This is a genomic window from Pseudomonas sp. Z003-0.4C(8344-21), assembly GCF_900104975.1.
In the GTDB taxonomy this organism is placed as follows: Bacteria; Pseudomonadota; Gammaproteobacteria; order Pseudomonadales; family Pseudomonadaceae; genus Aquipseudomonas; species Aquipseudomonas granadensis.
The window spans coordinates 4,060,531-4,073,062 of the sequence record NZ_LT629756.1 but is presented as its reverse complement, the minus strand read 5'-3'; the positions used below and the strand labels follow the sequence as shown (position 1 = coordinate 4,073,062).

13 protein-coding genes are annotated in these 12,532 nt (G+C 58.2%); 7 read left to right on the top strand and 6 right to left on the bottom strand.

All coding sequences use genetic code 11. From position 1 onward, the window contains the following. Positions 1-43: 43 nt before the first annotated feature. The 4 genes from BLU24_RS18415 to BLU24_RS18400 form a co-directional block, all read right to left on the bottom strand. The gene (locus BLU24_RS18415) at positions 44-472 is read right to left on the bottom strand and encodes a hypothetical protein (RefSeq protein WP_093102532.1); all 429 of its coding nucleotides are present in this window, start codon (positions 470-472) and stop codon (positions 44-46) included. 2 nt (positions 473-474) lie between these two features. Beyond that, positions 475-981: a DUF4822 domain-containing protein gene (locus tag BLU24_RS18410; protein WP_093102529.1), complete on the bottom strand. Its 507-nt coding sequence runs from the start codon at positions 979-981 to the stop codon at positions 475-477. Positions 982-1,327: 346 nt separating this feature from the next. Continuing rightward, positions 1,328-1,852, bottom strand: a complete 525-nt coding sequence (locus BLU24_RS18405; RefSeq protein ID WP_093102527.1) for a cysteine hydrolase family protein — start codon at positions 1,850-1,852, stop codon at positions 1,328-1,330. 222 nt (positions 1,853-2,074) lie between these two features. Further along, positions 2,075-2,458, bottom strand: coding sequence for a tautomerase family protein (locus BLU24_RS18400; protein ID WP_093102524.1), 384 nt, complete (start codon positions 2,456-2,458; stop codon positions 2,075-2,077). A gap of 206 nt (positions 2,459-2,664) precedes the next feature. On the opposite strand from BLU24_RS18400, the gene BLU24_RS18395 reads away from it, so the two are divergent. From BLU24_RS18395 to BLU24_RS18390, 3 genes are all read left to right on the top strand, one after another. Further along, positions 2,665-2,859 carry a hypothetical protein gene (locus BLU24_RS18395; RefSeq protein ID WP_093102522.1) on the top strand — a complete coding sequence of 65 codons (195 nt, stop codon included), beginning with the start codon at positions 2,665-2,667 and terminating at the stop codon, positions 2,857-2,859. Positions 2,860-2,909: 50 nt separating this feature from the next. Continuing rightward, positions 2,910-3,080 carry a hypothetical protein gene (locus tag BLU24_RS27820; protein WP_172833286.1) on the top strand — a complete coding sequence of 57 codons (171 nt, stop codon included), beginning with the start codon at positions 2,910-2,912 and terminating at the stop codon, positions 3,078-3,080. Between the two features lie 253 nt (positions 3,081-3,333). Then, positions 3,334-4,614, top strand: coding sequence for an HAAAP family serine/threonine permease (locus BLU24_RS18390; RefSeq protein WP_093102520.1), 1,281 nt, complete (start codon positions 3,334-3,336; stop codon positions 4,612-4,614). Positions 4,615-4,914: 300 nt separating this feature from the next. Here the strand turns inward: BLU24_RS18390 and acnB are convergent, their stop codons facing one another. Next, positions 4,915-7,524, bottom strand: a complete 2,610-nt coding sequence (gene acnB, locus BLU24_RS18385; RefSeq protein ID WP_093102518.1) for a bifunctional aconitate hydratase 2/2-methylisocitrate dehydratase — start codon at positions 7,522-7,524, stop codon at positions 4,915-4,917. Positions 7,525-7,992: 468 nt separating this feature from the next. Between acnB and BLU24_RS18380 the strand changes: the two genes are divergently transcribed. After that, positions 7,993-8,463 carry a DUF1289 domain-containing protein gene (locus tag BLU24_RS18380; protein ID WP_093106831.1) on the top strand — a complete coding sequence of 157 codons (471 nt, stop codon included), beginning with the start codon at positions 7,993-7,995 and terminating at the stop codon, positions 8,461-8,463. Between the two features lie 232 nt (positions 8,464-8,695). On the opposite strand, the gene BLU24_RS18375 is transcribed toward BLU24_RS18380, so the two are convergent. Continuing rightward, positions 8,696-9,559, bottom strand: a complete 864-nt coding sequence (locus BLU24_RS18375) for a universal stress protein (protein WP_093102515.1) — start codon at positions 9,557-9,559, stop codon at positions 8,696-8,698. A 159-nt stretch (positions 9,560-9,718) separates the two neighbouring features. On the opposite strand from BLU24_RS18375, the gene BLU24_RS18370 reads away from it, so the two are divergent. From BLU24_RS18370 to BLU24_RS18360, 3 genes are all read left to right on the top strand, one after another. Then, a complete protein-coding gene (locus BLU24_RS18370; RefSeq protein ID WP_093102512.1) occupies positions 9,719-10,330 on the top strand; it encodes a tRNA-(ms[2]io[6]A)-hydroxylase in 612 nt (203 codons plus the stop codon). A gap of 130 nt (positions 10,331-10,460) precedes the next feature. Then, positions 10,461-11,168: a winged helix-turn-helix domain-containing protein gene (locus tag BLU24_RS18365; RefSeq protein WP_093106827.1), complete on the top strand. Its 708-nt coding sequence runs from the start codon at positions 10,461-10,463 to the stop codon at positions 11,166-11,168. Then, positions 11,169-12,455, top strand: coding sequence for an ATP-binding protein (locus BLU24_RS18360; protein ID WP_093102509.1), 1,287 nt, complete (start codon positions 11,169-11,171; stop codon positions 12,453-12,455). Positions 12,456-12,532 lie beyond the last annotated feature (77 nt).

Below are 12,532 nucleotides of genomic sequence, written 5' to 3'. Positions count from 1 at the left end.
GCAAGGCGTAGCAGCACAGCGGTGAACCGCTGTGCTGCCGGTCTCATTGGGCTGTCTGGGCTTTGGCTTGTTCGGCCAGCGCGATCGGCTTGAAATCGTAGGTTGGATAAAACTCGGTGCGATAACTGCCCCAGGCAGTATTTTCCACAGCAAGGTTCACTTCCGCCAGCCGGGAGGCGGGGAAGCGCACGGTGACCACTTGGCCGATGCCCATCATGATGTTCCAGCTCACCACTTCGACGCCGGCCGGCGGGAAGGTCTTGTAGAAGCCCTGTTGCGCGAGCTGGGCCTTGAGTTCGCTCAGCGGGCGGGTCTGATCATGCTTCAGAAAAACCGTCAGCATCATCGCATTGTCAGTAGTGGCGACGGCATTTTTTGCCGGTTGGCTGGCGGCTTGCGCGTACACCCCGGCGCAATATACCGAAGAGGCCAGTAGCGTCGACATAAACAGGGTTTTAAGTGCCTTTTGCATATTCATTCCTTGTCTTGTTGTGTAATGGCGGACCTGGTTTGTACGGTTCCGGTATAAGGTGCGTGGACGACATGAATACGTACAGGCGGATTGGTTTCAATCATGTCGCGAGGTACTTCCCGGGAGTAAGTGAATTCCTGGTCATTCAATGTTTCCAGGCGTCTGACAATAGTTTTGATCGGCCCCATGTCGGGTACAAGAACGTGCTGTTTCTGATCGCCAGTGACAAAGAAATAACCACCGCCACCGTTGTTGTACTTTGACTCACCTGTATCGGTGTAAAAGAATTCGTATCGATTGCGTTCGGGATCCCACGTCGATATACCCACAACGCCGGGATACTTCGCTTTGACGTCGGTTTCAGGGGCGCCGTCGATATAGACCTTGGTGGTCAGCCATCGCGGCGAGGATGCCAGTTGGCGTATGACTGTCGTTTGGGCAGCACTGATGTTCGGAATAAACAGCGCTGCAAGTAGCAGCCACAGAATCGTTTTGTTGTGCATGCGCATATCCTTACTGAGCACTTCAAATCATGTGCGATTGGTAACTGACTTCCAAGCGTGAAAAATATAGCCCTCGTCCTGGAGGTTGTTCAATGGCCAAGTAGTTGCTTGTAACAAATGGGCCGTTTTTTATTGTTTGGTAATTTTTTGTTTTAATTATTAAGGATGGCGCGAGTTGTAGGATTATTCTTGAATAATTATAGGCTGAGTCCTGTTTGCAGATATTTTTCGTAATTAGCTGCGCTTTTACGGATAACCGTTCTCTCAATATTGTAGGACGACGGATGCGCTTACAAATAGCTGATTGACGCAACCTGAGGAGGTCAGAATGCGTCAACTCGCGATCGCTTCTTTAGAACGTCACTTCATCGCTGCTGACCAAACGCGCGAAGGCGGCTCCGAGCGTCGCGTTGTGATGCTGGATGATCGCTGCGGCCGGCAGTGCGTCGGTGTCCATGCAAGTGTGGGCGTCGGCGACGAGCAAGGTTTTGAAGCCCAGATCGGCGGCGGCGCGGCAGGTACTGTCGATGCAGAACTGACTTTTCATGCCGACGATATAAAGTTCATCGACGTTCGCCACGGCTAGCTGCCGTGCCAGTCGGGTCGCATGGAAGGCGTTGGGTCGGGATTTATTGAAAACGGTGTCGATGTCAGCGTCCAGTTCAAGCGCCGGCAACAGTTGCCAGAATGGACTGCCGGCGGCAATCGGCGAGCCTTCCGGGCCAGTGTGCCGTGCAGCGAAGATCGGCACCTGACGGGCCCGGGCCTGAGTGATCAGACGCCGGATGTTGATCAGAACCCGCTCGCTGTCGTGTGGTTTTTCCGGGCCTTGGAACAAGCCGACCTGCATATCGATAATCAACAATGCTGCGGACATGGTGTTTCTCCTTGAGTGTTGCAGATGCCGCATGGACGGGAGAAACAACAAGGCCCCGTCCATTGCTGGCGGGGCCTTGGGTTTGCTGCGCTGGATTTACCTCAGGCAAAAACACCACGACCCGCCGATGGCGGTCGTGGTGGTGGTGCGGGTGAGGTGCAGCGCGCAAAGGTTCATGCCGCCGATCATGCTGGCGCCGGTGCCGCACTGTCAATCAGCCGCTCAGGTAACGTATTGCGCGATGCCGTTCCCGAATGACCAGTTCTCCTTCTTCACCTCGATCAGATTGATGAACACGTCTTCCAGACGCACCGCCAGTTCAGCGTGCAGGTTATCGGCGATGGTTTTGAACAGCAGTTGCTTCTTCTCCACCGACCGTCCCTCGCTGATGGTGATCTGAATGAACACCACGCCGTCGCTGCGCTGAATCCCGAGGTATTGAGGGTCATAAACGAGGTGCTGGGCGTCGTGCTCGGTGAGGATCTGGAAATTGTCATGTTCCGGCACATCGATGCAGCTGCGCAGGGCGGCGTAGATCTGTTCGCCGACGCGTTTGCCGAACGTGACGTCGGGGTTCTGTTTGATGTCGATGCGGACGAGGGGCATGAGGTGGTTCCTGAGAGGGGGGACTACTTCACACTAGATGACGTCGGCCAAAATGAAAGTATCGATGGGTGTCGGGCGACTGACGAAACTCGCAGATTTTGCCTACGCATTCGGCAGATCGATCTGCTATCCGCATATGGGTAACGGAGACATCATGAGCGCACAAAGCAGCCAAGGCAGTCACTGCCAGCAGCCAGGGAAGGCGAATGCTCAGGAACGATCGTGAAAATATCGAACTCGACAGGCTGGAGAATGAGTCGCGCAAGCTCGTGGCCGAATGGAAAAAGCTTCAGGCTGAGGAGAAAAAGCTGCTCAGGGAAGCGAAACTCTATCCGATTGCGGTATTGGGTGCAGTGCTGACAGCCATCACTGCGGTCGCAGGCGTTTTCTTGAAATTTTGACTATTCAAGTTCTTGTGCGGCCTGGCCCATCGCCAAAAGGTAAATCAATTTTGAGTACATATGACCGCAAGGCCAGGCTTGAGCAAATTGAGCGAGAGTTCGCAGAGTATGAAGAAACGCTGCGCACCAAAGAAAAAAGCGAAAGTCGCAGGCTCTGGTTGCTCTTTGGTTTCGGGCTCTATTGCGTGGCGCTGGGCTTCATTATGGGTATATCGGTTTGAGTCATTCTTCGATGTTTGAATGTCTGAAAAAAGCGTCTAAAAACGACGTGTTACATGTCTGTTCGCGACTGCTTTATAGCCTGAAACGACACCGACCTGATCTGCACCGCACAACCATTCCTCAGCTAAGTCTTTGCTTCTGTTGATTTATCACGGAGAATCCCGCCCCTGTTTCGGCCGGAGCATGTGTGTCGGTTTTTTCCGACGCGTCCTGACCGAGTGGCAAGTGACCGGAATGCGGAGATCCGACCGGATGAATGATCAGGCCAATAGCGTCGAAGAGCGCTTTGATGCAGCAGCACCCGCTGAACTTTCGAGCTGGAATCGCCAGGACACCACCTGGATGTTGGGACTGTTCGGGACGGCCATTGGCGCCGGCACCCTGTTCCTGCCGATCAATGCGGGGTTGGGGGGCTTCTGGCCGCTGGTGATCCTCGCGCTGCTGGCGTTCCCGATGACGTTTTATGCGCACCGTGGCCTGACGCGGTTCGTGTTGTCCGGTCGTGAAGGCGCCGACATCACCGAGGTGGTCGAGCAGCATTTCGGCATCAAGGCCGGCGCACTGATCACGTTGCTGTACTTCTTCGCCATCTTCCCCATCCTGCTGATCTACAGCGTTGGCCTGACCAACACGGTCGCCAGTTTCCTCGAACACCAACTGCACATCACGCCGCCGCCACGGGCACTGCTGTCGTTCGTGCTGATCCTCGGTTTGCTGGCAGTCGTACGTTGCGGTGAGCAAGCGATCGTCAAGGCGATGAGCCTGATGGTCTACCCGTTTATCGTTGCGCTGCTGTTTCTCGCGGTGTACCTGATCCCGCACTGGAACGGCGGCATTCTCGCCACCGCATCGCACGTACCGGCACCGTCTGAGCTGTTGCTTACGCTGTGGCTGGCGATTACGGTGATGGTGTTCTCATTCAACCATTCGCCGATCATCTCGGCCTTTGCGGTCGACCAGAAACGCCGCTACGGCCAGCACGCAGAGGAGCGCAGTTCGCAGATCCTGTCGCGCGCCCATGCATTGATGGTGTTGATGGTGATGTTCTTCGTGTTCAGTTGCGTGCTGACACTGTCGCCGGAGCAACTGGCTGAGGCCAAGGCGCAGAACCTGTCGATCCTGTCGTACCTGGCCAACCACTTCAGTAACCCGACCATCGCTTTTGCAGCGCCGTTGATTGCCTTTGTGGCGATCTCCAAGTCGTTCCTCGGCCACTACATCGGTGCCAGCGAAGGTCTGAAAGGTTTGATCGTCAAGAGCGGCAAGCGTCCCGGGGCCAAGGCACTGGATCGCATCGTCGCGGCGCTCATGCTGGTGATCTGCTGGATCGTGGCGACGCTGAACCCAAGCATTCTGGGGATGATCGAGACGATTGGCGGCCCGGTGATCGCGGCGATTCTGTTCCTCATGCCGATGTATGCGATTCGCAAAGTGCCGGCCATGGCGCGTTATCGTGGGCAGGCGTCGAATGTGTTTGTAACGGCTGTTGGTCTGGTGGCGATTTCGGCGCTGGTTTACAAACTGGCGATGTAACGCGGCTTCAATCGATAAGAACCGCTGTGCCTGCCCGGGTACAGCGGTTTTTTTTGGCTCGGGAGCTGAGCATGCTCGCGAGCGGAGAGTCATCAACAATGATGTCGACGGACACTCCGCCATCGCTGGCAAGCCAGCTCCCACAGGGTCATGTGTAAAACTCACCCTCTTGGAACGCCATAAACCTGTGTGGGAGCTGGCTTGCCAGCGATGAGGCCCGAACAGGCAACCACCCTCGATCAGGCATAAAAAAACGCCGCTCATCTCACGATGGGCGGCGTTTTTTATTGCCTTGCAGCGTTAGGCTTGAACGACCGGGATCTTGGCGTTCGCAGCGGCTTCGCGGAACTCGGCGATCTGGTCGAAGGACAGGTAGCGGTAGACATCGGCCGCCATGCTGTCGATCTTGCCAGCGTATTCCATGTACTCCTCGACGGTCGGCAGGCGACCCAGGATCGAAGCAACGGACGCCAGCTCGGCCGAGGCCAGGTAGACGTTCGCGCCGTCGCCCAGACGGTTCGGGAAGTTACGCGTGGAAGTCGAGACCACAGTGCTGTTCGGCTCAACGCGTGCCTGGTTACCCATGCACAGCGAGCAGCCTGGCATTTCCATGCGTGCGCCGGCCTTGCCGTAGATGCCGTAGTAGCCTTCTTCGGTCAGTTGGTGAGCGTCCATCTTGGTCGGCGGCGACAGCCACAGACGGGTTGGCAGCTGACCCTTGACCTGCTCCAGCAGTTTACCGGCAGCGCGGAAGTGACCGATGTTGGTCATGCACGAACCGATGAACACTTCGTCGATCTTCTCGCCAGCAACGCTGGACAGCAGACGGGCGTCGTCCGGATCGTTTGGCGCGCAGAGTACAGGCTCGTTGATCTCGGCCAGATCGATTTCGATGACTTCGGCGTATTCGGCGTCGGCATCGGCTTCCATCAGTTCAGGGTTGGCGATCCAGGCTTCCATCGCTTGAGCGCGACGTTCCAGGGTACGCGCATCGCCGTAGCCTTCGCCGATCATCCAGCGCAGCAGGGTGATGTTGGACTGCAGGTACTCGGTGATCGACTCTTTCGACAGCTTGATGGTGCAACCGGCAGCCGAACGTTCGGCCGAGGCGTCGGACAGTTCGAACGCCTGCTCCAGGGTCAGACCTTCCAGGCCTTCGATTTCCAGGATGCGGCCGGAGAAGGCGTTTTTCTTGCCTTTCTTCTCGACGGTCAGCAGACCGTTCTGGATGGCGAAGTAAGGAATGGCATGAACCAGGTCACGCAGGGTGATGCCAGGTTTCATCTTGCCTTTGAAGCGCACCAGGATCGATTCCGGCATGTCCAGCGGCATGACGCCGGTGGCTGCAGCAAACGCCACCAGACCGGAACCGGCCGGGAACGAAATGCCCATCGGGAAACGGGTGTGCGAGTCACCACCGGTACCAACGGTGTCCGGCAGCAGCATGCGGTTCAGCCACGAGTGGATGATGCCGTCGCCCGGACGCAGGGAAACGCCGCCGCGGGTCATGATGAAGTCAGGCAGGGTGTGGTGGGTGGTCACGTCGATCGGCTTTGGATAGGCCGCGGTGTGGCAGAACGACTGCATCACCAGATCAGCGGAGAAGCCCAGGCACGCCAGGTCTTTCAGTTCGTCACGGGTCATCGGACCGGTGGTGTCCTGAGAACCCACGGTGGTCATTTTCGGTTCGCAGTAGGTGCCAGGACGCACGCCCTGGCCTTCTGCCAGGCCGCAGGCCTTGCCGACCATTTTCTGCGCCAGGGTGAAACCCTTGGTGCTTTCAGCCGGAGCTTCTGGCTTTTTGAACAGATCGAACGCTGGCAGACCCAGTTCGGCGCGAGCCTTCTCGGTCAGGCCACGGCCGATGATCAACGGGATACGACCGCCGGCACGAACTTCGTCCAGCAGCACCGGGGTTTTCATTTCGAAGGTGGTGATGACTTCGTCGGTACCGTGCTTGCAGACTTTGCCAGCGTGCGGGTACAGGTCGATCACGTCGCCCATGTTCATGTTCGACACGTCGAATTCGATTGGCAGTGCGCCGGCATCTTCCATGGTGTTGTAGAAGATCGGAGCGATCTTGCTGCCGAAGCAGAAACCGCCAGCGCGCTTGTTCGGCACGTACGGGATGTCGTCGCCGAAGAACCACAGCACCGAGTTGGTGGCCGATTTACGCGAAGAACCGGTACCGACCACGTCACCGACGTAGGCGATCGGGAAGCCCTGGCCGCGCATTTCTTCGATCTGCTTCATCGGACCGGTCTTGCCTTGCTCGTCCGGAACGATGCCGTCACGGGCCATTTTCAGCATGGCCAGGGCGTGCAGCGGGATGTCTGGACGCGACCAGGCGTCTGGCGCAGGGGAGAGGTCGTCGGTGTTGGTTTCGCCGGTGACCTTGAATACGCGCAGGCTGATCTTGTCGGCCAGCACCGGGCGCTTCTTGAACCACTCGCCATCAGCCCAGGATTGCAGCACGGCCTTGGCGTGAACGTTGCCGTTCTTGGCTTTTTCAGCCACATCGTGGAAGGCGTCGAACATCAGCAGGGTGTGCTTGAGTTCTTCGGCGGCGACTGGCGCCAGCGTGGCGTCGTCCAGCAGTTCAACGAGGGTGACGATGTTGTAGCCGCCCTGCATGGTGCCGAGCAGTTCGACAGCGCGTTTCTTGTCCAGCAGAGGGGAGGAGGCTTCGCCCTTGGCCAGTGCAGACAGGAAGCCGGCCTTGACGTAGGCGGCTTCGTCCACTCCAGGCGGTACGCGGTTGGTGATCAGGTCAACGAGGAAAGCTTCTTCGCCAGCCGGAGGGTTTTTCAGCAGCTCGATCAGGCCTGCTGTTTGTTCGGCGTTAAGCGGCTGGGGAACGATACCCAGGGCTGCACGCTCTTCGATATGTTTGCGGTAGGCTTCAAGCACAGTTATTACCCTCATCAGTGGTCCCAAATGGGTGTCCGGGACGCTCGTCGCGAAATGCTCGTACTCATGCGCTGCGTGGCGTTGTGGGCCACTTGGCCAGAATTACCGGGCATTCCTTACAGAAGCTGCTTTCAAAGTTTTACGCCTGCAGAACGGGGAGCTGATGAGGGTTGGCGTTGGGCTTTTCCCCGCTGGAAAAACCCTTCGCCAACACCGCTCTGAAGGAACGACTGTGCTCGTGACGCTTTGAAAACAGCTTCTAACGGACATTGGCGCCTTAAAAGGCTGGCTGATTCTACGGCAAAAAAAATTTAAAGGTAAGTCGCGCTCTATTGGACTTTCGTGGCAATGGGCGCGCTTGCGGCGAAGTTCCAGCGTGGCTGTAACCCTGACGTCTGAGGGGTGATCAATGGACGACAAAGGGCTAACATGCCGGTCTGTTCCGCGTTTCAGTGCCTTGCCTACCTTATGCCCAATCAGACCATCAAGACTCCCTGCGTCGGCCTTTGCTCCACTGTTTACGGTGACTTGGTCTGCCGTGGCTGCAAGCGTTTCCACCACGAAGTGATCCACTGGAATGGTTATGACGAAGAGCAGAAGCGCGCGGTGTGGCTGCGTCTGGAGCAATTGCTGTCTCAAGTGATGGCAAGCAAGGTCGAGATCTTCGACCCGGCGCGCCTGCGCGAGCAGCTGGAACAGCGCAAGATCCGCTTCGTGCCGCATCAGTCGGAATATTGCTGGGCCTATCAGCTGATTGCCCGCGGCGCGCGGGTGATCGTTAATCTGGAAGCGTACGGGATGGTTTTGCTGCCGGAGTTTCGCGACTGGAACCTGCCGGAACTGCGCGATGCCATTGATCGGGAATTCTTCCTGCTGTCGGAAGCGCATTATCAGCGCTACATCGCCCCCGGGTTCCTCAAGGACGCCTTCGGCGCCTGAACATCAAAAGCTTCGCGAGCAGGCTCACTCCCACAGTAATTGGGGGTGGAATACAGATCCGAGGTATCAGCTGATCCTGTGGGAGCTGGCTTGCCAGCGATGAGGTCGGCCCATCCAGTATCAATGTGACTGACACACCGCCATCGCTGGCAAGCCAGCTCCCACAGGGGAATGCATTTCAAATGTGGGAGCGAGCCCGCTCGCGAAGGCGCCAGTCCAGGCACCGCCATCCTTAATGTTTCACTGCCAGCTCCACCAGATGATCCTCAACCTCCTGCGGCTTGAGCACCAGCACGTCGCTTTCGAGCGCATCGAGTACCGCTTCGGCGGTATTGCCGATCAACGCGCCTGACAAGCCGCTGCGCGCCACGGTGCCAATCACCGTCACCGCCGCCTGCAGCTTGTGCGCCAGATACGGGATCAAGACGTCCGCCGGGCCTTCTTCGATGTGCAAGTGTTCGTCGTCGACATCGAACTCGGCCTGAAACGCCCGACACTGTTCGCGATATTTGGCTTCTATCGTCGATTTGAGCTGAAAGGTCGGGTCTGCCGCCGAGAGCATCGGCGACGGATGCGCGGTGATTACATGCAGGTGCGCCTTGGCCAGGCTGGCGATGTCGTAGCCGTGATCAATGATCGTGGTGTGCAGATGGCGATGTTCGCCATCGGCATTGCCGACGTCGATTGCCGCCAGAATCACCCGGTCTTTCCATGAGCCCGTGGTTTTCACCAGCAGCACCGGGGTAGGGCAGTGGCGCAGCAGTCTCCAGTCCGCCGGGGTCAGCAGAGCCTTTTTCAACGAGCTGTCGGGGAAATGCTGTTTGATCACCAGCCCGCAACCCTCGGCCTGCTGCACATCGATGATGGTTTCGTGCAGGCTTTCATTCCATGCCTGTTCGGTGGTCACGCTGTAGCCTTCGGCCAATAGCGCAGCCTTGAGCACGCTGAGCAGGCCGGCGTGGTCATGTTTCTTGTCGCACACCAGCAGATGCAAATGGGCCTGGGTGACACCGGCGATCAGCTTGGCGCGTTTGAGCGCCAGGCTTTCCGCGTGTTCGGGTTCGATGACCACCAGAATGCTGCGAATGGCTTGCATGAGCGGAGTCTCCAGCAAAGAAAAGGCACGACGTTGCACAACTATAGTTGCTGCGCGATCGTCTGCGACTTGATGCATATCAACGCCAGCCGCTGGTGGTCTGCGGGCAGGCCGGTATAATCGGCGCCCTTCGCTCGTAGACCTTTTGCCGTGAGCCCCATGATCCTTCCCGAAATCCACGAATTCCTTGGCTGCCGCACCCCCGACGCCTGGGTTCAGGCCGCCCTTGCCGATCAGGAAACCTTGCTGATCGACCACAAGAACTGCGAGTTCAAGGCCGCCAGCACCGCCCTGAGCCTGATTGCCAAGTACCATTCCCACGTCGACCTGATCAACATGATGTCGCGTCTGGCCCGGGAAGAGCTGGTGCACCACGAGCAAGTGATGCGCATCATGAAACGGCGCAAGATCGAACTGCGTCAGCTGCACGCCGGTCGTTACGCCTCGGGTCTGCGCAAAGTCGTGCGCAGCCATGAACCAGTGAAACTGGTCGATACGCTGGTGGTCGGCGCGTTTATCGAAGCGCGCAGTTGCGAGCGTTTCGAGGCGCTGATGCCGCATCTGGACGAAGAACTCGGCAAGTTCTACTTCGGCCTGCTGAAAAGCGAAGCGCGGCATTTTCAGGGTTATCTGAAACTGGCCTATCAATACGGCGAGGCGAAAGACGTCGCGCAAGTGATTGAAAAAGTCCGCGCCGCCGAGCAGGAATTGATCGAGTCGCCGGACGAAGAATTCCGCTTCCACAGCGGTGTGCCCGCCGCCGTTTGTTAAAAACTCTTAAAAACATGAAACATCAGCGAAAACCGGCCCCAGCGGCCGGTTTTTGCTGCCTGCGCCAATCGCTTGCCTGGTGATTGCCGCCATAATGCCGGCCACTTTCGACAAGGGTCAGATGGGCGTTATGGATAACCTTGGTTTTGGCAAAGTGCTGCTGGTGGAAGACGATGAGCGTCTGGCGGCGCTGATCGCGCACTTCCTCGAACAACATGGCTACGAGGTCCGCGTGGTGCATCGCGGCGATCTGGCCGTGGCGGCTTTTCTCGAATTCAAGCCCAGGGTGCTGGTGCTCGACCTGATGCTGCCGGGGCAGAGCGGGCTGCAGGTGTGCCGCGAGATCCGCAGCGTGTCGGACACGCCGATCGTGATGCTGACCGCCAAGGAAGACGACCTCGACCATATTCTCGGCCTCGAATCCGGCGCCGACGATTACCTGATCAAACCGATCAAGCCGCCAGTGCTGCTCGCGCGGCTGCGCGCATTGCAGCGGCGGCAGGTGCCGGACAACAGCGTAGTGAGCTTTCTCGAGTTCGGTCTGTTGAGCATCGACCGCAGTTGCCGTGAGGTCCGGCTGAACGGCGAGCTCATCGAGTTGACCACCATGGAGTTCGAACTGCTGTGGTTGCTGGCCAGCGCGGCGGGCAAGATTCTTTCACGCGATGACATTCTCAATCGCATGCGCGGGATTGCCTTTGATGGGCTCAACCGCAGCGTCGACGTGTACATCAGCAAATTACGCAACAAGCTCAAGGACAACCCGCGCGAACCCGTGTGCATCAAGACCGTGTGGGGCAAGGGTTATCTGTTCAATCCGTTCGCGTGGGAGCTGTAAATGCTGCGCTTGTTTCTCGGTTTGTTTCTGGTCATGACCCTCGGCCTGGTGGCGGCGTTGCAGACCGTCGAACATACGTTCAACGCGTTGCTCGACAATCAGATGCAGGCTTACAACCGCGAAGCGGTGCGTGGACAGGCGTGGTCGCTGGTCGATCATTTGCGCGGCACGCAGGGGGCGCAGCGTGAGCAGAAACTCGACAGCTTACGCAAGCACTATGGGCTTTCGCTCAGCCTGGTCGAGGCTGCGCAACTGGCGCTGACGGCGCAGGAAAAAGCCGAGCTGGCGCAGAATCTGCTGGTGATTCGCGACGATTACACCCAGTTCATCAGCTACATCGACGGCGGCTCGCAATTGCTCAGCATCAAGCTGCCGCCGGAGCCGAGCCTGATGCCGTTCTACATCAGTGCCGCCTACGTCATGCTCGCGGTGCTGATCGGCATCGTGCTGTTTTTCTGGGTTCGCCCGCACTGGCGCGATCTGGAAAAGCTGCGCATGGCCGCCGAGCGTTTTGGCGCTAACGATCTGTCGGTGCGTATTCAATTGTCCAGGCGCTCGAACATTCGTGATCTGGCCGAACACTTCAACTTGATGGCGGCGCGCATCGAGGGCCTGATTGCCAATCAGCGTGAGTTGACCAATGCGGTATCCCACGAACTGCGCACGCCGATCGCACGGTTGTCGTTTGAACTCGATCAGCTCAGACAGCAACCCGGCGCCAGCCAGAATCGCGAGTTGATTGCCGACATGTACGCCGACCTGGGCGAGCTGGAGGAAATGGTTTCGGAGCTGCTGACCTACGCCAGCCTCGAGCACGGCGCCACGGTGATCAAACGGGAAAATATCCAGGCAGCCAACTGGCTCGACAGCGTGGTCGGCAGCGTCGCACTGGAGGCGGAGGCGGCCGGCATCGAGTTGTTGATTGGTGATTGCCTTGTCGACACCGTGCGCATCGAGCCGCGCTTCATGGCGCGGGCGGTGATCAACCTGCTGCGCAATGCCATTCGTTATGCCGAGCAGCGCGTTGAAGTGACGTTGGTGCGCAGCGGCGACGTGTACGAAGTGCGGGTCAGCGATGACGGGCCGGGCGTGCCGATCGATGGCCGGGAGAAAATCTTCGAGCCGTTCTCGCGACTGGATGCCAGCCGGGATCGGCGCACCGGTGGTTTTGGTTTGGGCCTGGCGTTGGTGCGGCGGGTGTCGCAGTCCCATGGCGGGCAGGTTGAAGTGGGGGATTCGACGTGGGGTGGGGCGGTGTTTCGGATGACCTGGGCGCATCTGGATTGAAGACTGTCAGCTTCCTGTCTGCAATACCCCCCCTGTAGGAGTGAGCCTGCTCGCGATAGCGGTGGATCAGTCAGTAA